Origin of the sequence: Streptomyces sp. NBC_00872 (assembly GCF_045161915.1) — a bacterium.
In the GTDB taxonomy this organism is placed as follows: Bacteria; Actinomycetota; Actinomycetes; order Streptomycetales; family Streptomycetaceae; genus Streptomyces.
Map to the genome: position 1 here is coordinate 1,534,840 of NZ_CP108806.1, position 22,300 is coordinate 1,557,139.

21 protein-coding genes and 1 pseudogene are annotated in these 22,300 nt (G+C 71.6%); 9 read left to right on the forward strand and 13 right to left on the reverse strand.

What is annotated here, in order from left to right; all coding sequences use genetic code 11:
* The first annotated feature begins 25 nt into the window (after nucleotides 1–25).
* Nucleotides 26–745, forward strand: a complete 720-nt coding sequence (gene npdG, locus OG214_RS06590) for an NADPH-dependent F420 reductase (protein ID WP_405984131.1) — start codon at nucleotides 26–28, stop codon at nucleotides 743–745.
* 203 nt (nucleotides 746–948) lie between these two features.
* On the opposite strand, the gene OG214_RS06595 is transcribed toward npdG, so the two are convergent.
* The 8 genes from OG214_RS06595 to OG214_RS06630 all read right to left on the reverse strand — a co-directional run bounded on the left by OG214_RS06595 (nucleotide 949) and on the right by OG214_RS06630 (nucleotide 8,752).
* Nucleotides 949–1,392, reverse strand: coding sequence for a TIGR03618 family F420-dependent PPOX class oxidoreductase (locus OG214_RS06595; protein WP_405984132.1), 444 nt, complete (start codon nucleotides 1,390–1,392; stop codon nucleotides 949–951).
* Between the two features lie 71 nt (nucleotides 1,393–1,463).
* Nucleotides 1,464–3,116, reverse strand: coding sequence for an FAD-dependent monooxygenase (locus tag OG214_RS06600; protein WP_405984133.1), 1,653 nt, complete (start codon nucleotides 3,114–3,116; stop codon nucleotides 1,464–1,466).
* A complete protein-coding gene (locus OG214_RS06605) occupies nucleotides 3,113–4,213 on the reverse strand; it encodes an alcohol dehydrogenase catalytic domain-containing protein (RefSeq protein ID WP_363083624.1) in 1,101 nt (366 codons plus the stop codon). Before OG214_RS06605 ends, OG214_RS06600 begins: the two co-directional genes overlap by 4 nt.
* Before the next feature lie 22 nt (nucleotides 4,214–4,235).
* The gene (locus OG214_RS06610; protein ID WP_405984134.1) at nucleotides 4,236–5,222 is read right to left on the reverse strand and encodes a hypothetical protein; all 987 of its coding nucleotides are present in this window, start codon (nucleotides 5,220–5,222) and stop codon (nucleotides 4,236–4,238) included.
* 8 nt (nucleotides 5,223–5,230) lie between these two features.
* Complete coding sequence (locus OG214_RS06615; RefSeq protein WP_363083626.1) at nucleotides 5,231–6,001, reverse strand: dienelactone hydrolase family protein; 771 nt, start codon at nucleotides 5,999–6,001, stop codon at nucleotides 5,231–5,233.
* Between the two features lie 12 nt (nucleotides 6,002–6,013).
* A complete protein-coding gene (locus OG214_RS06620) occupies nucleotides 6,014–6,730 on the reverse strand; it encodes a class II aldolase/adducin family protein (protein WP_405984135.1) in 717 nt (238 codons plus the stop codon).
* The gene (locus tag OG214_RS06625; protein WP_405984136.1) at nucleotides 6,727–7,707 is read right to left on the reverse strand and encodes a TAXI family TRAP transporter solute-binding subunit; all 981 of its coding nucleotides are present in this window, start codon (nucleotides 7,705–7,707) and stop codon (nucleotides 6,727–6,729) included. Before OG214_RS06625 ends, OG214_RS06620 begins: the two co-directional genes overlap by 4 nt.
* 358 nt (nucleotides 7,708–8,065) lie before the next feature.
* Nucleotides 8,066–8,752: a FadR/GntR family transcriptional regulator gene (locus tag OG214_RS06630; RefSeq protein ID WP_382866828.1), complete on the reverse strand. Its 687-nt coding sequence runs from the start codon at nucleotides 8,750–8,752 to the stop codon at nucleotides 8,066–8,068.
* Nucleotides 8,753–8,965: 213 nt separating this feature from the next.
* On the opposite strand from OG214_RS06630, the gene OG214_RS06635 reads away from it, so the two are divergent.
* The 3 genes from OG214_RS06635 to OG214_RS06645 are packed head-to-tail and all read left to right on the forward strand — an operon-like array spanning nucleotide 8,966 to nucleotide 12,010.
* The gene (locus OG214_RS06635; RefSeq protein ID WP_405984137.1) at nucleotides 8,966–10,183 is read left to right on the forward strand and encodes an acyl-CoA dehydrogenase family protein; all 1,218 of its coding nucleotides are present in this window, start codon (nucleotides 8,966–8,968) and stop codon (nucleotides 10,181–10,183) included.
* Between the two features lie 33 nt (nucleotides 10,184–10,216).
* Nucleotides 10,217–11,074: a fumarylacetoacetate hydrolase family protein gene (locus OG214_RS06640; RefSeq protein WP_405984138.1), complete on the forward strand. Its 858-nt coding sequence runs from the start codon at nucleotides 10,217–10,219 to the stop codon at nucleotides 11,072–11,074.
* A 15-nt stretch (nucleotides 11,075–11,089) separates the two neighbouring features.
* Nucleotides 11,090–12,010: a VOC family protein gene (locus tag OG214_RS06645; RefSeq protein ID WP_405984139.1), complete on the forward strand. Its 921-nt coding sequence runs from the start codon at nucleotides 11,090–11,092 to the stop codon at nucleotides 12,008–12,010.
* Nucleotides 12,011–12,161: 151 nt separating this feature from the next.
* Here the strand turns inward: OG214_RS06645 and OG214_RS06650 are convergent, their stop codons facing one another.
* Nucleotides 12,162–12,965, reverse strand: a complete 804-nt coding sequence (locus OG214_RS06650) for an IclR family transcriptional regulator (RefSeq protein ID WP_405984140.1) — start codon at nucleotides 12,963–12,965, stop codon at nucleotides 12,162–12,164.
* 99 nt (nucleotides 12,966–13,064) lie between these two features.
* Nucleotides 13,065–13,559 (reverse strand): VOC family protein, encoded by a 495-nt coding sequence (locus tag OG214_RS06655; protein ID WP_405984141.1) that lies wholly within the window; start codon nucleotides 13,557–13,559, stop codon nucleotides 13,065–13,067.
* 109 nt (nucleotides 13,560–13,668) lie between these two features.
* Between OG214_RS06655 and OG214_RS06660 the strand changes: the two genes are divergently transcribed.
* The 5 genes and pseudogenes from OG214_RS06660 to cofC form a co-directional block, all read left to right on the forward strand.
* A complete protein-coding gene (locus tag OG214_RS06660; RefSeq protein WP_363083635.1) occupies nucleotides 13,669–14,535 on the forward strand; it encodes a fumarylacetoacetate hydrolase family protein in 867 nt (288 codons plus the stop codon).
* 277 nt (nucleotides 14,536–14,812) lie between these two features.
* Nucleotides 14,813–15,184: an antibiotic biosynthesis monooxygenase family protein gene (locus tag OG214_RS06665; protein ID WP_363086209.1), complete on the forward strand. Its 372-nt coding sequence runs from the start codon at nucleotides 14,813–14,815 to the stop codon at nucleotides 15,182–15,184.
* 47 nt (nucleotides 15,185–15,231) lie between these two features.
* Entirely contained in the window at nucleotides 15,232–15,678 is a 447-nt protein-coding gene (locus OG214_RS06670) for a MarR family transcriptional regulator (RefSeq protein WP_363086208.1), read from the forward strand.
* Nucleotides 15,679–16,047: 369 nt separating this feature from the next.
* Nucleotides 16,048–17,148, forward strand: a complete 1,101-nt coding sequence (locus OG214_RS06675) for a pyridoxamine 5'-phosphate oxidase family protein (RefSeq protein WP_363086207.1) — start codon at nucleotides 16,048–16,050, stop codon at nucleotides 17,146–17,148.
* A 747-nt stretch (nucleotides 17,149–17,895) separates the two neighbouring features.
* Nucleotides 17,896–18,429, forward strand: a pseudogene (gene cofC, locus OG214_RS06680) (2-phospho-L-lactate guanylyltransferase); the annotation flags it as partial.
* A 63-nt stretch (nucleotides 18,430–18,492) separates the two neighbouring features.
* Here cofC and OG214_RS06685 read toward each other — a convergent pair.
* From OG214_RS06685 to OG214_RS06695, 3 genes are all read right to left on the reverse strand, one after another.
* A complete protein-coding gene (locus tag OG214_RS06685; protein WP_405984142.1) occupies nucleotides 18,493–20,127 on the reverse strand; it encodes a bifunctional 3-(3-hydroxy-phenyl)propionate/3-hydroxycinnamic acid hydroxylase in 1,635 nt (544 codons plus the stop codon).
* 185 nt (nucleotides 20,128–20,312) lie between these two features.
* Nucleotides 20,313–20,975, reverse strand: coding sequence for a response regulator (locus OG214_RS06690; protein WP_405984143.1), 663 nt, complete (start codon nucleotides 20,973–20,975; stop codon nucleotides 20,313–20,315).
* Nucleotides 20,972–22,276 (reverse strand): sensor histidine kinase, encoded by a 1,305-nt coding sequence (locus OG214_RS06695; protein WP_405984144.1) that lies wholly within the window; start codon nucleotides 22,274–22,276, stop codon nucleotides 20,972–20,974. The genes OG214_RS06690 and OG214_RS06695 overlap by 4 nt, the downstream gene beginning before the upstream one ends.
* Between the last annotated feature and the right edge of the window lie 24 nt (nucleotides 22,277–22,300).

Below are 22,300 nucleotides of genomic sequence, written 5' to 3' on the forward strand. Positions count from 1 at the left end.
CGCCCCCCTCACCGCAAGGTTGTCCATGTCCACCACGCACCACCCCGCTCACGACACCCGTTCCGAGGCCGCCGCGAAGGATCCGTGGGAGCTGCCCGACGTCTCCGGTCTGGTCGTCGGCGTGCTCGGCGGGACCGGCCCCCAGGGCAAGGGCCTGGCATACCGCCTGGCGAAGGCCGGCCAGAAGGTGATCATCGGTTCACGTGCGGCCGATCGCGCCGAGGCCGTCGCCAAGTCGCTGGGCCTCGGGATCGAGGGCGCGGACAACTCCGGGACCGCCCGCCGGAGTGATGTCGTGATCGTCGCCGTGCCCTGGGACGGCCACCGCGCCACCCTGGAGGCACTGCGGGAGGAGCTGGCCGGCAAGCTCGTCGTCGACTGCGTCAATCCCCTCGGCTTCGACAAGAAGGGCGCCTACGCGCTGAAGCCGGAGGAGGGCAGCGCCGCCGAACAGGCCGCCGCCCTGCTGCCCGGCTCCCGTGTCACCGCCGCCTTCCACCACCTCTCCGCCGTACTGCTCCAGGACCCCGCCATCGACCGGATCGACACCGACGTCATGGTCTTGGGCGAGGACCGCGCCGACGTGGAGACCGTGCGGGCCCTGGCCGGACGGATCCCGGGCATACGGGGCGTCCACGCCGGACGGCTGCGCAACACTCACCAGGTCGAGTCCCTCGTCGCCAACCTGATCTCCGTCAACCACCGCTACAAGGCTCACGCCGGTCTCCGCGTCACCGACGTCTGACACCGGCCCGACGCGGGTCCCGCCGGCTGGGCCCCGCACCATCGGAAGCGGAAGCGGAAGCGCCAGGCCGGCCGGCAACTGCCCCGCCCGCCTTAAAACACGGCCTGGCCGTCCGTCGCCTTTCGAGGCGGCGGACGGCGAACCGGTGGCGCTCGGCCACATGGCATGGGAGCGCCTGGACTTCGAAGATCGACCGGAAAGGCCTAGGAGCGGCGGTTCTGGAGCCGCTCGGGGCCCATACGGCTGGGGTCCAGGTCGTGGTAGCCGATCTTCTTCGGCGTGACCCGGATCTTGACGACCGTCGCCTCGGGGGCGACCCTGCCCGCCTCCTCCGGCAGGTCGTACTTCTCGGCATGGTCCTTGAACGTCTGGACGAGCTCGGCTCCCCTGGTCTCCTCGATGACCGCGGTCCCGCGCACCTCCAGATACCGCATGGGGGTCTCGGGGTCGATCGCGATGATGTTGATGCGCGGGTCGGCGCGGAGGTTGTCCAGACGGCGGGCGCCGGGGCCCGTGTGGGAGACGAGTTCGTCGCCCTCGATGACGACACCGGCGATGACGGAGTGCGGGCTGCCGTCGGGGAGCAGCGTGGTGATGACTCCGGTGACTCGCTTGCTGAGCAGGGCCACAACTTCTTCAGAGAACATGGCGGATCTCCTCGGGATGGCGACGCGCACGGCGTGCGCGAGAAAACGGGGTGCCCGCGGAATCCGCGGAATCAGTCCGGCGGATCCTCACCGCCGGCCGTTCGCAGGCCTCGCCGGAGGACCGCCGCGACCGCGGGGATGTCGTCCGGACCCATGACCGCGGCGATATAGCGGTCGGGCTTGACCAGGACGAAGCGGTCGCGCGCGGCGCCGAGGGCCTCCTCCAGGCCGCGGTCGGCGTCCGCGACGGCGGCCCGCCGGCCCCCGGCCGACGGCAGCCGGTCGCCGAGGAGGACGTCCACGCGCCGTATGTCCAACGCGCTGTCGGGCCAGTCGCCGGTGTCGAAGCGCGCCCAGGCCGCCTCCGTCACATCGACGCCCAGCAGGGCGTACGACTCGCCCAGCGCGTCGTCCAGGGGGCACGGACGCAGACCCGGCGGGACGAGGACCAAGGGCTGCGGCAGCTGGGTGCCGGTCAGCGGATGGTCCCCGACGACGAGCCCCGCCCGGTGCCGGGCGACGGGCCGGAACCGCATCTCGGTGAGATAGTCCCGCCCGGCCGGCACCCGCAGCAGCGCACGGACCGTCAGGTCCCGTACGAGGGCGCGGGCCCGCGAAGTGGTCATGACGACCTCGCCGAGCCGCTCGGAGTAGTGCACCACCGCCGTGGCGTGCGGCCGCCGCTCCGCCTCGTAGGTGTCGAGGAGGCTCGCCGCGGCGGTCCCGCGCCAGACCTGCTCGACCTTCCACACCAGGTTCGCGGCGTCCCGGATCCCCGAGTTCAGGCCCTGCCCGGCGAACGGCGGCATCATGTGCGCGGCGTCGCCCAGCAGCAGCACATGTCCCCGGCGCCAGCGGTCGGCGACGACGGCGTTGAAGGTGTAGGCGGTGCAGCGCTCGACCTGGTCCTCGTCGAGCGTCCGGTAGGGGGCGACGAGCCGGCGCAGCGTCTCGAACCCGGGAGTGGTCCCCTTCTCCCCCTCGCCGGGGTGCAGGAGGAACTCGTAGCGGCAGCGTCCGCCCCGGCCGGGCACGATCACGGTGGGCCGGTCCGGAGTGCCCCGGTGCATGCCGTAGCGCTCGTCGTGCCGGTCCCCCGTCAGGTCCGCCACCAGCCAGACCTGCTGGTGGCTGGTCCCGGTCATCCCGATACCGCACAGCTCGCGAACGGAGGACCGGGCGCCGTCGCACGCCAGGAGCCAGGAGGCGTCGAGGAGTTCGGTGCCTTCGCCGCCGCCGGTCGCCGCGAGTCCGGCGGTGACTCCGCCGCCGTCGTCCCGCTCCCGCACGGTGCGCAGTTCGGTGGCGAACCGGACGTCGGCCAGCGGATGCGACGTCAGCTCGTCGAGGAGGATCTTCTCCAGCTCGGGCTGGGCGAACTGGTTCTTGAACGGGTGGCCGAGGCGGTACGGCCGCGGTCCCCGGGCGTGGAAGAGGGGGCGCCCGCGGCGGTCGTAGTAGCGGGTACCCGTGCCGGGGACGACGATGTCGAGCACCCGCTGGGCGAGGCCGTCCGGCTGGAGGGCGCGCAGGGACTCGTCGTCCAGGCTGATGGCCTTGGCCTCGTCGCTGGTGGCGGCGTTGCGTTCGACCAGGACCACGGGCACGCCCCGGGCCACCAGGAGGTTGGCGGCGGTGAGGCCGACCGGGCCGCCGCCGACGACGAGGACGGGTGCGGGGACGGGGACGGGGACGGGTGCAGGTGTGCGGCGGGCCGCCGTCACGGGTTGACCACCGCCATCCAGATCGGATCGGTACGGCTCTGGAGCGCGGCGACCGCCTCGTGGGCCTGTGCCAGCGGGTAGCGGTGGGTGATGAGGTCCTCGGCGCGCAGGCTGCCGCGTCCGAGCAGGGCGAGGACCTCTTCGGCGTCGGTACGGGTACAGGAGCGGGTCCCCACAATGCGCCAGCAATTCACCATGACCGCGGCGAGCGGCACCGTCAGCAGGGTCCTGTTGGCGCCCATGTGGACGAGGGTGCCGCCGGTGGCGAGCGAGGTCAGTGCCTGCACGGTCGCCGGCCCGTCCGGGATGTAGTCGACGACCGCGTCGGCCCCTTGGGGGGCGAGAGCGCGGATCGCCCGGGTCAGTCCGCGGTCGGCGGACCAGTTCCCCGGCAGTTCCTCCAGCGAGACGGTGTGCGTCTCGACGCCGTCCGAGAGATGGCTCACGGCCGCGAGGCGTTCGGCGCTGCGGCCGACGAGGATCAGGCGGGAGACGCCGAAGTGGCGGGCGAGTCTGATGGTGGCGGTACCCATGGTGCCGGTGGCCGCGGTGACCACGAGGGTGGCCCCCAGGGGCAGGTCGGCGCATTTCAGCGCGCGGACGGCGTTGGCCAGGTCGTGGACCTTCGCTCCGACGTCGAAGGAGACGTGGTCGGGAAGCGGGTCGACCAGCCAGTGCGGCACGCGCAGATACTCCGCGAGGCCGCCGTCGTGGTAGCGGTCGTAGAGCGGCATGGGGACGTCGCCGAAGGCGGCGTGTCCGATCATGGCCTGCTGCGGGCACATCATGTCGCGGCCGGACCGGCAGTGGCCGCACACACGGCAGTTGAGGTTGGGGTGGACCCGGACACGAGCGCCGGGGGCGACCGTGGTGACGTCGTCGCCGACGGCGGCGATAGTGCCCGCGGCCTCGTGCCCCAGGGTGGTGGGCAGGTGTCCGAAGGCGCCCTGGGCCAGCAGGGTCATCATGCCGGGGGCGAGTCCGGCGGAGGCGACCCGGACCAGGACGTCCGAGGGGCCCGGCTGGGGGACGGCTATCTTGCGCAGGTGCAGCGCGTCGGAACCCTGCTGGGCGCGCGCGGCGAGCATGGCGGTCATGTGGGGCTCCTGGTCGAGGGGGTCAGGCGAGCAGGTCTGTCAGGTCACCGGGCGCCAGATACGCGGCGGTCCTGGTGGTCCGGGCGATCTGCGGCAGGTCACGGTCGGAGTGGAGGGCGAGATGGCGGCTCTCCCCGGCGGCGCACAGACTGGTGTGCGCGACGCCGAGCGGGATGCGCACGAAATCGCCGGGGCCCAGCTCGACGGTCCCGCGCTGGCTGACGAGGGTGCGCCGGCCGCTGATCTGGTACTGGATCTCGTCCGCGTCGAGGGTGCGGCGGTAGATCCGCGGGGTGTCGGGCAGCTGCCGTACGGTGCCGAGCCGGAAGGTGCCGGAGCGGTAGAGCCAGGTCGTGCCGGGCGCGTCCGGGAGCGCGAGCACGCTCAGCCGCCGCTTGTCCCGGTGGACATGGTCGAGGAGCTGCCGTTCGTCGACGGGCGCCACGGTGATGTCGTGGCCGGGGGTGCCCATGCACTGGGTGATCGCTTCGTTGCGGTCGCCTGGTTCCCAGCCGGGGAAGGGCGGCAGCGCGGCCTCGGACCGGCGCGAGGGGCCCGTCTCCTCGGTGACCGGGGCGGGCGAGTAGAACAGCAGATGGCTCTCGCGACGGCCGTAGTTGTCGTGGGCGACGCCCCGGGGGATGCGCGAGAACTCACCGGGCCGGTGCTCCACCGCGCCGAGTTCGGTCATGAGTGTGCGGTCGCCCGCGATCTGGTACGAGATCTCGTCGACATCGCAGTTGCGGTGGTAGAAGGGCTGGCGGTTGTCCATGGTCTGCCACTCGACCCGGACCTGGGCGCTCTCGTACACGCCGCGCGGCGGGGCGAACGGCACGGCCTCGTACTCCTGCGGGAAGTGCACGACGCTCAGCGGCTCGTGGTCGCGCCACAACTTCACCGGGAACGGGTTGGGGTGCGCAGGGGAGAGCAGCAGTCGTTCGTCGCGTTCGACGTGCACGTCCGCCTGTTCGGCGAACACGGTCGTGAGTACTTCGGTGACGTTCGGCATGACAGGTCCTAGCGGTTGTCGGAGCGGGAGGGCCGGACGCCGTCGGGCAGGTGCCGGTCGAGGAAGGCGTGGGTGTACTGCCAGGCGGTACGGGCGCTGTCCTCGACGTACATGTGCGGCCGGGCGTCGCAGGCGAACGCGTGGCCGGCGCCCGGGTAGACATGGCTCTCGAAGTCGGCTCCCGCGGCGGTGAGCGCCCGGTCGACTGCGGTGACCTGGTCGGCGGGGATGGTGGGGTCCGCCGAGCCGACGTGCAGCAGGACGGGGGCGTCGATCCGGTCGGCGCGGTCCACGACCGCGTGCGGTCCGGATGCGATGCCGGGGCCGTAGAACACGACGACGGCGCCGAGTCCGGTGATGCCGGTGGCGGCGGTGAAGGCGGCCCGGCCCCCGAAGCAGAAGCCGTTGACGGCGGTCCGGCCGACGGCGATGCCCTCCGCCGACTCCAGGTGATGGAGGACGGCCCGGATGTCGGTGACGATGTCGTCCGGTCCGATCGCCCCGATCAGGGGCATGGCCTCGGCGTGCTGCCGGTAGTCGAGCGTGCCGACACCGTTGCGGTGGAAGAGGTCGGGGGCCACGGCCAGAAAGCCCCGCGCGGCGTAGCGGCGAGTGATGTCCTGGATGTGCTCGTTGACCCCGAACGCCTCTTGGAGCACGATCACGGCCCGGTCCGCCGGGGCCGCCGGGCGGGCCGCGTAGACGCGCATGGGTCCGTCGGCGGTGGCCACGGTGAACCAGTCGTCGTTGCGCGGGGTGGCGCTGTTCCTGTCGGTCATGGTGCGGGGTCCTCACGGGAGACGGGCGGGTGGAAGGGTGTCGGCGGCTCGGCGCAGGAGGTAGTGCCAGCCGGCCTCCAGCTGGCTGTCGGGCCAGCACTCGGCGCGTTTGGCGCGGGCCTCGGTCCGGTCGGAGCGGACACGGATCGGGCCCGCCGCCGCGGCCCGGATCTGCGTGGCACAGGCGCGCTCCAGCAGGACGGCGTGCATCACGGCGGACGGGACGGTGCGGCCCGCGCCGACCAGGCCGTGCTTGGGAAGCAGCGCGGCGGGCGCGGTGCCCAGGTCGACGGCGAGCGCCTTGCCCAGCCGAGGGGTGCTGACGAGGGCGCCGGTGGCCCGGAAGCGGGGTACGTCCTCGCCGCCGAAGAGGGCGCCCTCGTGGGACAGCGGGAGCAGCGGGGTCCCGAGAGCGGCGAACGCGACGGCGGCCGACGCGTGGGTGTGCACCGTACAGACCAGGTCGGGTGACGCCGCGAGGAGTCCCAGATGGATGTGGCACTCCTTGTGCGGGGTGCCGGTGCCGTGCAGGACCGTGGCGTCCCAGGAGACGAGCTGGAGGCGGTCCTCCCGCACCTCTTCCAGACCCCAGCCCGGGGCCTTGATCCAGATGCCTCGTCCCTGCGGATCGCGTACGGCGGCATGGCCCCAGACCATGTCGCCCTGTCCGGCGGCGGCGAGGGCGTGGGAGGCCTCGACGGCGAGCCGCTGGGCCTGATCGGGTGTCATGGCCGGGGCAGGGCGTCGTAGTAGCGGGCCGCCCCGGGGTGCAGGGGCACGGGTGACCGGCCCATGGTCACGGGGTCCAGCGGGTAGGTGATGGGGCTGCGCTCGGGCGGCAGATGGCGGTACTGCCCCTCGATGAGGTGCCGGGTCTCTCCCAGCACCCAGGCGATGGCGTAGGCGACGTCCTCGGGGAGATCGTCCCGGGTGAGGACCAGGAAGTCGGAGAAGTCGAGGGTGCGGAAGCCGTCCTGGCCGGCGAACCAGCCGTCGTCGACGTACGCGTCGGGCCAGCCGAAGTCGGCCCGCAGTCCGTCCAGCACCTCGTCCTCGACGGCCAGGAAGTTGAACGCGCGGCCGATGTCCTGCCAGGCGGGCAGCATGACCGCTTCGTGGACGATGGCGTTGGCCCGGCCGTCCCTGGCATGGTCGAGGGACTCGAAGGGCCGCTCGTCCTCCAGCAGCCGGCCTCCCCAGCCGGTCACGTCGACGCCCGAGCGGGTGAGGACCTCGTGCGCGGCGAGTCCTACGTAGTTGACGCCGTCGTGGACGGACGTGGCCAGCCGCAGGACGGGCTTGCCGGCCCGCAGCTGGGCGAAGCTGGTGATCTCCAGGTCCTTGTGGACGGCGACGACCAGGCGGTCGCGCTGGGGGACCACGCCGAGGGCACGCAGACCGGGGTGGTGCTCGTCGGTGAAGACGCCCCGGCCGTCGAGGGCGGCGACGGCGAAAGCGGCCGGGGTGGTGAGCGCGACCTGCACCTCGCCGCGGCCGACGGCGTGGACGGCGTCGCTGAAGCCGCGGCTGTTCCAGGTGGCGATCCGGGTGTGCGGGCCGCAGCGGTCGGCGAGTTCCTGGGCGATCCAGCCGCAGACCCGGTGCAGGTTCGCGGTCCCCCAGTCACCGCGCAGATGCAGTGTGAGGGAACGGCCGATACGGGGTTCGGCGGGGCGTTCTTGTCCGGGGTGAGTCGGATCCATCATTACCTCTGTCCTGAATATGAGGAGGCATGTCCTGCTCATCGGTCGCCACGGGAGGCCAACGGCAGGAAGGTCGGGAGTCGATTCCGATTTTGACTCTACTACTAGACCTCTACAACTAGACCTATAATGGTAGACTCAACCGACCGGAAGTCACCACAGGACGGACGGAACAATCTCTACGGGCGACCGGGCCCCGGCCCGCGGTCGCATGAGCGGTCCTTCCACGGCGGGCGCGACCCGCGCCCCGACCGGAGCACCGCGAAGTCCTTCACCGGGCGGCCGACGCCGACCGGACACCTCAGCCCCCGACCACCCCCCGGTCAGCCACCGATCCAGCCAGCGGTCACCCAGCCAACGGTCACCCCTTGATCACCCCGCCGGCCACCGAGTCGTGGTCGGCGACATGGCGCATCAGGGCGGCCTCGTCCCGCTTGTCGAGCGCGTCCACCATCGCCGCGTGCTGCCGATAGCGGTCCAGGACGTACTCGTCGAGCGACAGGCCCGCACCGGGCTGGACGCCCACCGTATGACTCGCCACGAGATCGAGGAGGTTCGTGTACAGCGACCGCAGGAGCGCGTTGGGCGCGACGTCCGCGACCCGTCTGTGCAGATTCCAGTTGGCCCGTACGAACGTGTCCGCGTCGCCCGCCTCGGCGGCCTCGCGCATCTCCTTCAGGATGACGCGCAGGTCACGGACATCCGCCGGGGAGGCGTGCCAGAGCGCGTCCTGCCACAGCAGCGGCTCCAGCGCGCCGCGGATACGTAGAGCCTCGGTCACGTCCGCCTCGGAGGCGTCCAGGGCCAGGACCGAGTTGCCGAGACGGACCATGGGGTTCTGCTCGGCGGCGAACAGGCCGCCGCCGGACCCCGGCCGGACCGTGACGACCCCGCGCACCAGCAGCAGCCGGAGCGCCTCGTTGAACGTGCCCACCGACACCCCGCACCGCACGCGCAGTTCGTCCTTGGTACCCAGCCGGGAGCCGCGTTCGACGCTCGCCGCGAGGTGCGCCACGAACTCGGCGGCCCCCTCCGCCCGAGACTTCACGGGCGCCTGCCCCCACTCCGTCCGCCGCAGCGCCGGAGGATCGAGATATCCGCCCGCTCCCTGCGCCCGTCCGCTCCGACCGTCCGCTCCGCCTCGCGCCGCCACAACCGCTCCCGCCCGCAGTCCACACAACCGTCCGTTCATTGTGGCGGACAGCGTCGCACCTCTTGACGCCCGGCAAAATCACCCGGCAGCATCACTATAATCATGATGATGAATGGAGTCCTGATGGCCGTCGACCTCGGTGAGCAGGAGTCCCGCTCGACACACGACGAACTCGTGGCCCGTGCCGTGGCCCTGCAACCCCTGCTGCGCGAGCACGCCGCCACCGCCGAGGCGAACCGTCAGGTGCCGGACGAGGTGATCGACGCCATCGCCGAAGCGGGCCTGTTCAAACTCGCCACCCCGACGCGCTACGGCGGCCACCAGTCGTCCACGCGGACCATGCTGGACGTGTCGGCCGCGCTCGCCGAGGGCGACGGATCCGCCTCCTGGGTGGTCGCCCTCGTCAATGTGTGCAACTGGCTGACCAGCCTCTTCCCCACCAAGGCGCAGGACGACGTGTTCGGCGCCGACCCGGACGCCCGGGTCACCGGCGTCCTCACCCCCACCTCCACGACCGTCCGGGTCGAGGGCGGCTGGCTGGTGACGGGCCGCTGGTACTACAACTCCGGTTCCGCGCACTCCGGCTGGGCCGTCCTGGGCATCCCGGTGACCGACGCCGACGGCGCGGTGGTCGACCAGGGGCTGGCCCTCGTACCGCGTACGGACCTGTCCCTGGAGGACACCTGGTTCGTGGCGGGGATGAAGGGCACCGCCTCCAACTGCCTGACCGGGGAGGACTTCTTCGTCCCCGAGTACCGCGTCATCTCGGTGCCCGCCGCGATCGGGGGGCATTACGCCACGGAGCACGAGGACGAGGTCCTCCCCCGCTCGGCGTTCGTGCCGATCCTGACGCTGGTACTCGCCGGTCCCCAACTGGGCCTGGGCCGGGCCGCGTTGAAGTATGTGACCGAGAAGGCCGGCCAGAAGCCCATCTCGTACACCTTCTACGAGACCCAGGCCGATTCGGTCGCCGTGCAGTTGCGGATCGCCGAGGCGGCGCTGCGGATCGACACCGCCGCTCTCCTCGCCGGACGGGCCGCCGCCGACATCGACGAGGCGGCACGGCGCGGCACCTACCCGGACTTCACCCGGCGGGCCCGCGTACGCGCGTACACCGGCTGGGCCATCCAGAACGTGCTGGAGGCGATCGACATCCTGCTGAACGTGCACGGCGCCGCCTCCTTCGCCGAGGCCAACCCCCTCCAGCGGATCTGGCGGGACGCCAACACCGCCGGCCGGCACGCCATGGCCGCCCCGGCCGTGGCCCTGGAGGTCTACGGCAAGGCCCTGCTCGGCGTCGACGAAACGATCACCCCCCTCGTCTGAGGATCCCTGCCCCCTGGCGAACAGGAGCATTACGTGCGCACCGCCAATCTCTCCGGCCGTCTCGTCCTCGTCACCGACGACGGTCTGGCCGTAGACGTCGAACAGGCCAGCGACGGCCGGTTCGGACCCGATCCGCAGGACATCTACCAGGACTGGTGGAACTTCCGCGGCTGGCAGACCATCGCCGACCTCCCGCGAGGGCGTCCCTTCACCCCCGAGGAGCTGGGCGCGCCCGCGCCGCGGCCCCGCCAGGTCTTCGCCGTCGGGCTCAACTACCGGGCCCACGCGGCCGAGTCCGGCTTCGAGGCCCCGACCACGCTACCGCCGGTCTTCCCCAAGTACGTCTCCAGCATCACCGGTCCCGTCACCGAGGTGGACCTCCCGCCGGACGGCCACACCGACTGGGAGGTGGAACTGGTGGCCGTCATCGGCGAACGGGCCCATCACGTCTCGGAGGACGACGCGTGGCTGCACGTGGCCGGCCTCACCGCCGGACAGGACCTCTCCGAGCGCATCACCCAGCTGTCCGGGCCCGCAGCGCAGTTCGGCCTCGGCAAGTCCTTCCCCGGCTTCTCCCCGACCGGCCCGTTCCTGGTCACCCCGGACGCGATCGAAGATCCCGACAATCTCGCGCTCGGCTGTTCCCTGAACGGCGAGGAGGTCCAGAAGGGCCGCACCGACGATCTCATCTTCTCCGTCCCCGCGCTGATCGCCCAGCTGTCCGCGATCCTGCCGCTGCTCCCCGGTGACGTCGTCTTCACCGGCACCCCCGCCGGCGTCGGCCTGGGCCGGAGTCCGCAGCGCTGGATCTCCGCCGGTGACACGCTGGTCAGCTGGATCGAAGGCATCGGGGAACTGCGCCAGACCTTCCGTGACCGACCGAGTCTCTGAGCCCGGGAGTCCCACATGTCCCTGCACCGTCTGTCCTCCGTCGTCATGGGCGTTCCCGATCCCGCCCGGACGATCTCCTACTACACCGAGTTCGGCCTCACCCCCGAGGACGGAGGCTGGCTGAGCACCCGCGACGGCGGACGCCAGCTCCATGTCGTCCACGCGCCCACCCGGCGCCTGGTGGAACTGTCCATCGGCGTGGACAGCCCCGACGACCTCGAACGGGCCGCCGCGCGGCTGACCCGGCTCGGCGTCCACGCCCGCCGGGACGGCTCCACCCTGACCGCGATCGAGAAGACCACCGGGCTGCGCGCCGTTCTGCGGGTCGAGCCACGGGTGAGCCAGCCGGAGACCGCCGCCACGCCCTACAACGGGCCCGGCCGCACCGAGCGTGTCGACGTGCGCGCGCCCGGTCTGCTGCGGGACGGGCGCATCCGGCCGCGCAAGCTGGGGCACGCTGTCCTGGGCACCACCGACTTCGCCGCGACCACCGGATTCTTCCGGGACGGGCTCGGTCTGAAGGTCTCGGACCTGATGGGCGATTTCGGCGCCTTCCTGCGCTGCTCGACCGACCACCACAACGTCCTGGTGCTCTCCGCGCCCGTGGCCTTCCTGCACCACACGTCCTGGCAGGTGGACGACGTGGACGACGTCGGGCGGGGCGCGATGGCGATGCTGGAGGACCACCCCGAACGGCATGTGTGGGGGCTGGGCCGCCACCACGCCGGCTCGAACTTCTTCTGGTACCTGAAGGACCCGGCCGGCAACTTCTCCGAGTACTACTCCGACATGGACTGCGTGGTCGACGACCAGTTGTGGAAGCCGGAGGTGTTCGACGGCGCCAAGGGACTGTTCAGCTGGGGTCCGCCCCCGCCGCCCTCGTTCATCCGGCCGGACGACCTGGCGGGCCTGATGACGGGTTCCCACAGCGGGTAGATCCAGCGACGCCGCGGCGGGTGTGCCCGCGTCCCCGAACGGGGGCGCGGGCGCGGTGGGTTGCCGAACGAAGCGTCTGTGCCGAGCAAGGCGGTCGTATCGAGCGGGGCGCCTGCGCCGAGCAAGGCGGTCGTACCGAGCGCGGCGGTCGTCAGCCGATGCCCATGCGGCGGACCTGATCCGACAATTCGGCCGCGGCCTCCCGTACGGCCTTGACGTAGCGCGGGACCTCGCGGTCGGGGACGCGGTGCGAGAGCGCGGCGACGCTGAGCGCCGCCACCACCCGGTCCTGCTCCCCCGTGACGGGCGCGCCGACCCCCAGGACGTCGGGGTCCAGCTCACCGCGGCCGACGACGTACCCCTGTTCGCGGATCTCCGCGAGATAGGCGCGCAGACGGCCGGGGTCGGTGTGGGTCGCGTCGGTGTAGCGCGGCAGCGGAAGGGCCAGCAGTTCGTCGAGTTCCGCCTCCGGGGCCCAGGCGGTCAGGGCGAGCGCGGAGGCGCCGGCGTTGATCGACAGCACCTGGCCGCGCTCGTAGGACAGGCGCAGGGCCGAGCCCGTCTCCTCCCGCTCCAGGCAGACCACGGCCGCGCCGGAGCGCCGGGTGAGCAGGACGGACATACCGGTGCGCTCCACCAGTTCGCGCATGACGGGCCGGGCCAGGTCGGAGAGTCCGACGCTCTTGCGGGCCAGGCGGGCGAGATCGAGGACACGGGGGCCGAGCCGGAAGCCGGAGCCGTCGTTCTCCTCCAGAAATCCGTTGGAGGTGAGGCTCTGGAGGTACCGGTAGGCGGTGGAGCGTGCGACGTCCAGACGCGCGGCGACCTCCGCGGCGGAGAGGTCGAGCCGGTCGTCCGTGAACATGAGCAGGATGTCCAGGGCCCGGTCCGCCGTGGAGTTGCGTCCGCGATACCCCTGGCCGCTACCTGTCTCACGCGGCTTGATTCCTGACATACAGGAAACGTACCAGGGGGCGCCCGGCGGGAACCTGGCCGGTTCCGCCGGCGCCGGCCGGCCTGCGCAGCGGCCGGCCTGCGCAGCGGTCGGCGCGGACTACCGCACCGGCTGGTAGGGGTTCTCCCCGTCGGCGAGCAGCCGGTCGGCCTCGGCATGGATCTCCGCCGCCGGGAGTCCGAAGTCGATCGACTTGCGGAACGGCTGGCGGACGTCCCGCTCGACGCGGAGATAGACCTCGTTGCGGTTCCCTTCCGGGTCGAAGAAGTAGATGCCGAAGGCGTTGCCGTGGGTCACCTCCTGCTGGACGTCGACGCCCTCCGCGGCGAACCGCGTGTGGAAGGCGCGCAGATCCTCCAGCGATTCCACCCGCCAGGAGATCTGGTGCTGCTGCTTGTCGCCGATCGCGGCGGTCCGGCCGCGCTGGAGGACGAACTCGTGGTGCTCCTCCTCGGGCCGGGCGCTGAAGAAGACGATCGCCAGCCCGTCGTCGGCGTCGGTGACCGTCAGCCCCAGCACCCTCTCGTAGAAGTCGCGCATCTTCTCCAGGTCGTACACCCAGAGCCCCGTGTGACCCAGCCCGGTGATCGCCACGATCCACCCCACCTCTTCATGTCTCGTTTTGCAGGACATATATCCTGCAAATCGCTACTAGCGTACGATCGCCCCTGCGGTAGGTCAACGACGAAAGATGAGGTGCACCGTGCGACTCGCCACCCTGCGTGTACGGGAACAGACCTTTGCGGCCCGCCTGGACGGGGATTCGTACGCCCTGCTCCCCCACCCCGACGTGGGCACCCTGCTCTCCCTGGGTGCCGACCCCCGGCAGACGGCAGCCACCGGCCAGTGGGGGCGGGTGGCCGTGGAGGAGGCCAACTACGCGCCCCTCGTCCCCCACCCGAACAAGATCATCTGCCTGGGCCTGAACTACGCCTCCCACATCGAGGAGATGGGGCGCGACACCCCCAAGTACCCGACGCTCTTCGCGAAGTACGACGGCTCCCTGATCGGCGCCCGCGACGCGATCGTGCTGCCGCGGGTGAGCGACCGCGTCGACTGGGAGGCGGAGCTGGGCTTCGTGATCGGCCGGCCCGGCCGCCATGTGCCGCGCGAGCGGGCCCTGGAGCACATCGCGGGCTACACGGTGGTCAACGACGTGACGGTCCGCGACTACCAGCGCCGCACACGCGAGTTCCTCGCGGGCAAGACGTTCGAGGCGACCACTCCGATCGGCCCGGAGCTGGTCACGGCCGACGAGTTCGGGGGCCGGGAGCCCGACCTGGAGATCAGCTGCGAGGTCGACGGCGTCGTGATGCAGCGATCCCGCACCTCCGATCTGCTCTTCGGGATCGCGGACATCGTGGCGTACGTCAGCGAGATCATCACGCTCCTGCCGGGCGACGTGGTCTGCACCGGCACGCCGGGCGGTGTGGGGGACGGCCGCAGCCCCCAGGTCTACCTCCAGAAGGGACAGGTGCTCCGCACGGTCATCGAAGGGCTGGGCGAGACACGCAACGAGTGCGTTCAGGAGGAGCCGTACAGCCTCGGCGGACATCCGGGAAACTCTTGACCCGCGGCAGGGATGCGCTTCATAACCTCTAGTAGTAGAGTCAAATTCGAGGTGGTCGAAGGCGACCCGCACGAGCGGCCCGCCGGCTCGCGGCCCGTACGGCCGCGCGGCCCCTCGTGGCGGTGGGCGCGGAACGCGCCCGGCCACCGGGCGACGGGTGGGCGCGACGGCGCGGACGCCTCACTCCGGAGAACTCCCGCCGGGCACCTCCGGCCGGTCCTTTCCGCAGTACCCGCGCCCTGCGTACCCATCCAGCACCCGGAACGGAGAGCACACCATGATGGAACTCAGGAACATCGACGAGAGCTGCCCCTTCTTCACCCAGGTCGAGCAGTCGGACGACAGCCCCGTCACCGTCATCAACACCTTCGTCGCCCCCGAGGGGGGAATCGAGGCGTGTCTGGAGGCGTGGGCCAAGGAGTGCGAGGTGATGACGGCCCAGCCCGGCTTCATCTCGGCGCAGCTCTACCGCGGTGTCGGCGACAGCAGGGTCCTCACCAACGTCGCGGTGTGGGAGTCGGGGACCGCGCTCAAAGCGGTCTTCGCCCGCAAGGACTTCGCGGACTCCCTGATCCTCCCGCCGGAGGGCTCGGTCGCCTATCCGGTCCTCTACCAGAAGATGGCCATGCCCGGCATCTGCGTAGCCTGACCAGGCACCCATGTGGTCTCTCGCGGGGCAGGAGGTACAGTCCGGTCATGCCGCACCAGGACCTCCCCACCGACCTCGCCCGCTTGGTGTGGACCCTGCACCGGACGCTGCTGCAGGCGACCCGGACTCCGGTCGGCGAACACGTGCGCCCCCCGGCTCAGGTGGAGCTTCTCCAGCTCGTGACCGACAGGCCCGGGGTCAGTGTCAGGGAGGCCGCGCGGATGCTCCGCATGCAGCCGAACAATGTGAGCACCCTGGTGACCCAGCTGGTGAAGGACGGGCTGCTGGAGCGGTCCCCCCATCCCGACGACCGGCGTCAGGCCCAGTTGCGGCCCACCCCCCGCATGCTCGCGGAGGGCCGGGAGGTCAACGCCGGCATCTACCGCAATGTCGAGGCCGCCCTGAGCACGCTCAGCCCCGCCGCCGTCGAACGGATCGCCGCCGCCCTGCCGGACCTGCACGATCTCGCCGAGGCCGCCCACCAGGCTCCCTGAGGGCCCGCAGCGGCCCTGACGTCCCTCGGGCACGCGCGTCCCCCGGGCACGCGGTCACCGCGGCACACCTTTCCTTTCCCACTTCGCGGGACAAGGTGTCCGGCATAAAGGACCCGGTCACACAAAAGGCTCGGTCGAATAAGGGGCTCGGCCGGCCGAAGCAGCGGGACTCCCCCGTCATCAGCGGCCCTGTTCCCCTTTCCCCGGCCGGCTCACCGAACGACCCGAGGATCCCGCGGGCCCCGCGGATCCCCCGGGCCCCGCGGGCATCACGTATCCCCGGGCCCCGACCACATTCCACGCCTCATGAACACGGACTGCCAGGCGCTCCCCCAGTCGACGCGCCGGGCACGCACCCAGGGAGTAATCATGTTTCCTCCAGAAGCCGCGGCTCTCCTCAGTACGAAGACTCCGGCCACCTTCACCACCCTGCTCCCCGACGGCAGTCCGCACTCCGTGGTCTCCGGAGTCGTGCTGGAGGGTGACCAGTTGGTGACGAACACGGCTCCGTCCGCGAAGCGGCTGAACAACCTCCGGGCGGACCCCCGGGTCAACGTCCTGATCATCGACCCCGCCTCCCCCATGCGGTACGTGGAGGTACGGGGGACGGCGACCATCCACGAACTCCAGCAGGAGCAGAAGTCCCGGCTTCTCCAGGGGCACGCGCGGGAGGGCGGCACGTCCGCGCCCACCGACCAGGAGCAGGCCGCCGTCACCGTCCTCCAGATCCGTGTGACGCCGTCCAAGGTCACGTACCACAGCTTCGACCCGCGTCAGCTCGGTCCGGCCGCCCGTCAGCGGCCGGGTGGCCGGCCGGCCACCGGCGGCGGCGCCCCGGCCGGTGACGAGGTCCCGCGCACCGCCCCGGACGGCGTCGTCCGGGAGGACGAGGCGGGGCGGTGGATCGAGTTCGAGCGCCCGGTGTCCCATTCGCCCGAGGCGGTCTGGGCCGCGCTCGCCGAGCCGGCCCGGCTGGTGCTGTGGCAGCACCCGGTCGAGTTCCTTCCCGAGCTGCGCGAGGGCGCCACGGTCTACGCCCATCTCAACCCGCAGGCCAAGGCGTTCGCCCTGGGCAAGGTGACCCGGGTCGAGCCCCCGCACGCCCTGGCCTTCCGGTGGACGACGACGCACCCGGCCCTGTCGCCGGACGTCACGCTCTCCTACGTCCTCACAGACGGCGTGCTCAAGGTCTCCTACGGCCCCTTCGGCAAGGACGACGCCGTACTGCCGATGATGGCCTCCTTGCACATCCACCTGGACCATCTGGACCTGGCGATCACCACGCCGGACAGCGAACTGCCCGCGCCCCCGTGGCCCGAGGTCAGCGTCGTGTCGAAGTCCGGCCGTATGCAGTCGACGATCGGCGAGTACGCGAAGGCCCGCCCCGAACTGGGCGGCGGACCGGGCGGACCCGGCGGACCTGGTGGACCCGGCGGACCGGGCCGCCCCGGTGGACCCGGCCGTCCCTGACGCCCGGCCCCGCCGCCTCGCCCGGACGGACCGTCACCTCGCCCGCCTGCCTCGCCCGGCCGCCGGGCGGGGCAGGCGGTGCCGGTGACAGAGCACCACCGGGCCCCGTCCCCGGCGCCTCCACCTCCCGACCTCCGGCATGTCAAGGAGCGGCATGAACGGTCACGACGACACCCCGGCGGCCGGCAGGCCGACGGCCACCGCCCTGCGCCGGGCCTTGAAGCGGGCGGCCAACGGGGTGTCGCTCGACGTGACAGACGCCGCCGTACCGCTCCGGGCTCGCGGTCCCGACCTGACCGCGCTCACCGGCCCGGCATCCCGCACCGGAGACGCCGGTCTGCCGGCCACGGGCCGCCCCGGTGTCATCGCGTACTCCCGGAAATGGGCGGCACGCTGGTGGAGGAGACCATCTCGCGCATCGCGGGCTCGCGGCACGGCTCGTACCGGTCGGTGAGCGGCCTGGAGGCCATCGCGAAGTCCGTCGCCGGGCCGGAGTGAGACGGTGCCGGCCGACTGGACCGTGCTGCTGCCGGTCAAGCCCTTCCACCGGGCTAGGGTCTTTCGTTTGGGTCTGGCTGGATCAGGGAGCGCCCGCCGCGGCAGCGGCTGGTGTACGCGTGGTGCCGTGGATCGCAAGGCGGAGGAGGGAGCCCACGCGGAGCGTAGGCGACCGACGACAACGCGGCGAGGCGCGGTGCCAGGGCACGCGAGCCCAGCAAGATCCAAACGAGAGGCCCTAAGTCCCGTCTGCGGTGTCCGGATCCGGGCGTCCGCGCGGCACTTGCCCGTGCCTTCTTCCGGGACACCCTCGACGCCGTCCTCGACGCCCCCGGGGTCGGCGCGGTCCTCGTGGTGACGAGCGACCGGGAAGCGGCGGCCGACGCGCGGGCGGCAGGGGCGGGAACCGTGCCGGACCGGCTCTCCGCCGGACTGAACGCGGCGATCAGTACCGCCGCGGCCGAGGTGCTCGCGGCGGGGGTGTCTGGCCCTGTGGCGGTGCTGACCGCCGATCTGCCCGCACTGCGCAGCGCGGAGCTGGGCGAAGTGCTGGCCGCCGCCGCCCGGCATCCGCGGGCCTTCCTCGCCGATCAGGGGCGCCGGGGCACGACGCTGCTCACCGCGGGGCGCGCGCAGGATCTCGCCCCGTCCTTCGAGGACGCCTCACGTGCGCGGCACCGGCGGAGCGGCGCGTACGAGCTGACCGATCCGGCGGCGCCCAGCGTCCGGCTGGACGTGGACACCCTCGACGACCTCAGGGCCGCCCACGCCCTCGGCACGGGCCGGCACACGCGCCCCCTGATCCCGAAGCACTCGGCGGGGGAGGCGCGGTCCGCGGGACGACGCCTACTCCTCGGTGACGGCTGTGAGTGGTGCGGCTGCCGGTGTGCGGTGGGCGACCGGGGTGGGCCGCCGCAACTGCCGCCGCAACTGGACGACCAGGTCCTTCAGTTCCGGCCCGTCGACGGCGGCACCGAACAGGTAGAAGTCCGGCCGGATGACCGCGGCGGCATGACCGTGCTCGCGCATGTGGGGAAGGTAGCCGTCGGGTCCGTCGAGGTAGCCCTCGGGCGGGGCGTTGTCGGCATACAGCGGGACGACGGTCGCGCCGATGTCCGAGAGGAAGTCGCGGTCGGCGGCGTCCAGGGCGGCGAGCGGGGCGGGTCCGTCGGTGAGGACCGTGAAGCCGCCGCCGGTGTGGTCGTCCGACAGAGCGGTGCGGCCCTGATGGGTGACCTCGTACTGCGGGGTGAGGTGGCCGACGTTCGGGGCGCGGGTGCCGTCGGGCGCCGACTGGAGGACACCGTCGCCGAGGACGGGCGGCGGGGCGGCCGGGAGCGCGTGCCGCGGGTCGGCACCGGCGGCGATCATGCGGGCGTCACGCGCCGCGGCGGTGTCGTGATCGAGTACGCAGATGACCTGCCCCAGGGCCATCGACATGCCGATGGCGTGCTGGACGTGGTTGCTGCGCTCGGAGGTGTAGGTGTCCAGCAGTGACGGGTCCGCCCGCTCCGTCAGGACCAGGTCCAGTTTCCAGGCCAGGTTGATCGCGTCCCGCATCCCCGAGCACATGCCCTGTCCCGCGAACGGCGGCATCTGGTGGGCGGCGTCACCGGCGAGGATGAGCCGTCCGTCGCGCCAGCGGTCCACCCAACGGGCCTGGAAGGTGTAGACGGTGTGCCGCTCGATCGTGGTGTTCTCCGGTGTGCGTCCCCACGGCTCCAGCAGGCGCCACGTCGTCTCCCGGGTGTCGAGTTCCTCGACGCTCTCGTGCGGCAGTCGCAGAAATTCCCAACGGCGCCGGCCTGGACCGCCGGAGACGATCGTGGTGGGGCGCTCGGGGTCGCACAGCTGCCAGTTCATCGGTGACCACTCGGCCCGCTCGTGCGGCAGTGTGTCGACGATCAGCCAGTCGTAGAAGAAGCCGAGGTCGGTGATGGAGGTGTCCATCCTGTCGCGGACGAAGCTGTTGGCCCCGTCGGCGCCGATCACATAGCGGGCCCGTACCTCCCCCGCGCCGTCGTCCCCACCGGTGGTGAGACGGACGGATTCCTCGTCGAGTCGCAGGTCGGTGACCTCGCAGCCGCGGCGCACGGTGACCGTGGGCTGTCTCCCGGCGGCCTCGGCGAGGACGGCTTCCAGCTGGGGCTGGCAGAAGAAGCTGGCGGTGGGCCAGCCGGACGGACCGTCGCCGGACCAGTCGATGCGCACCAGCGACTCACCGGCCGCGTTGCGCCACTCGTAGTTGTCGGGCACCGGGTCGGTGATCGCACGCACCTCCTCCCCCACTCCCGCGGCCTGGAAAACGCGGCCGATCTCGTGGTCGAAGTGCACCGCTCGGGGCAAGTCGTAGGAACCCGGCCAGCGTTCGAGTGCGATGACGTCATGACCGGCCCGGCCGAGCAGCAGGGCCAGCATCTGGCCGACGGGACCGAAGCCGACGATCGCGACGTCGTGCACCTTCGAGGGACTTCTACTCACGGCTCTCCTCGACTCGCTGTGGGTCCGTCATCCGGCGACCATCGTCGACGGCGGCACCCTTGTCCGGTCATCAATATTTCATCATGATGATTAGCCTGATGCTGCATTCGCATGGGCCGGAGCGTCAAGAGGTGTGCGCCAAAAGATCATGATGAATACGGTGAATCCGAGCGAGGAAACCGGGGTCACGGCCGGACCAGCCCCGACTGGTACGCGATGACGACCAGCCGGGCCCGGTCCCGGGCGTCCAGTTTCGCTATGGCACGTTGGACATGGCTCTTCACCGTCAGGGGGCTCAGACAGAGGTCCGCGGCGATCTCGTCGTTGGACAGTCCGGCGGCGACGTGTGCCACGATCTCCCGTTCGCGTGAGGTGAGGGTGTCCAGGGCCGCGGCAGACGACATCCGGCCTCGCGCCGGGCGGGTCAGGAATTCACCGATCAGAGACCGGGTGGCGGCGGGCGACAGCAACGCGTCCCCCGCTGCCACCGTACGGATGGCGTCCAGGAACTCGCCGGAGCCGATGTTCTTGCCGAGGAACCCGCTGGCACCCGCGCGCAGGGCCTGGGCGACGTACTCGTCGATCTCGAAGGTCGTCAGGATCAAGACCTTGGTGTCGCGCAGACTTTCGTCCCGGCAGATCTCGGCGGTCGCGGCGAGGCCGTTGACGCCGGGCATGCGGATGTCCATGACGATCACGTCCGGACGCGTGGTGCGTGCCGCGGCGACGGCTTCCTCCCCGTCGCCGGCGACCGCGACCACTTCCATGTCGTCGCAGGAATCGATGAGCAGCTGGAACGTCCCCCGGAGCAGGGCCTGGTCGTCCGCGAGCAATACCCGGATGGTCACGAGGGCACGTCCTTCTCATCGGGTCCGCCGGGCCGGCTCGGGTTGTCGCTCTGGAGGGGGAGCTCTGTGGTCACTTCGAATCCGCCCTGCGGGCGACGGCCCGTGAAGAGCTCACCGCCGACCGACCGCACCCGTTCGCGCATCCCGATGAGGCCGTAACCCGCGGGCCGGGTGCCCGGGTCGCGGGACTGCCCGTTGTCGGACACGGTGATCGTGAGACCCCGGCGGGAGTAGGCCAGCCGCACGGTGGCCTCGCCGGTTTCCGCGTGCTTGACGACATTGGTCAGCGCTTCCTGGACCACACGGTATGCCGTGAGATCGACGCCGGGAGACAGCGGCCGTACGACCCCCTGGGGCGAGACGGTGACGGCCAGGCCCGCCGCCTCGAACGCCGCGATGAGATCGGGGAGTTGGGCGAGGCCGGGAGCGGGTTCGAGCGGGGCGTCGGGGCGGTCGGTCCGGCGCAGCAGGCCGAGGGTCGCCCTGAGTTCGTGCAGGACGGAGGATGTGGTGTCGGTGAGATGGCCGAGCAACTGCTGGGCCTGACGGGGGTCGGTGGGCAGGAGATGCGCGGCGGCGCCGGCCTGCACATGGGCGAGCGCCATGTGGTGGGCGATGACATCGTGCAGATCTCGGGCGATCCGCATACGTTCCTCGCCGACACGCTGGCGCGCCTCTTCTTCGCGGGTGCGCTCGGCCAGTTCCGCACGGGCCTCCACGGCGCTCACATAGTCGCGCCGGTTGCGGACCGCGTCGCCGATGGCGCCGGCGAGCAGGACCCAGGGGATGAAGCCGAGCCGTTCGTGCCCCAGGATCCCTCCCGTCCCGGACACCAGCGAGGTGATCAGCAGCAGGCCCACAGCGGTGACCGTGAAGACCTGGGCCGTGCGGCGCTCGACCCGCTGGGGCAGCAGGTAGACGGCGGCGAGTACCGGGGCCATCAGCAGCGGGCTGAATTCGGAACCCGTGACTCCCATGGCGATGGTGCACAGGGTGACCAGCACCACCACCGTCCGGGGGCGGGCCCGGCACCACACCAGTACGCCGCACGCGGCCGCCATGAGCGCACGGCCGGACGGACCCAGATCGCCGGTCATGGAGAGCCCGGCGATCGAGACACCGAACAGACCAGGGGCGAGAAGCCAGTCGCCCCTGGTCGGCAGGCGTCTGTCCGGATGGTGCCGTCTGTCCGGATGGTGCCGGTCGGTGGTCATGCTGGACTCTTCCTTCTCGGTCCCGCCGTCGTCCGCGATGGAGAGGCGGCCCTTCCCGTCACGGAGGAGGGCCACACGTGTCGCCACGTGCGGCCCTCCCGCTCGCGTACG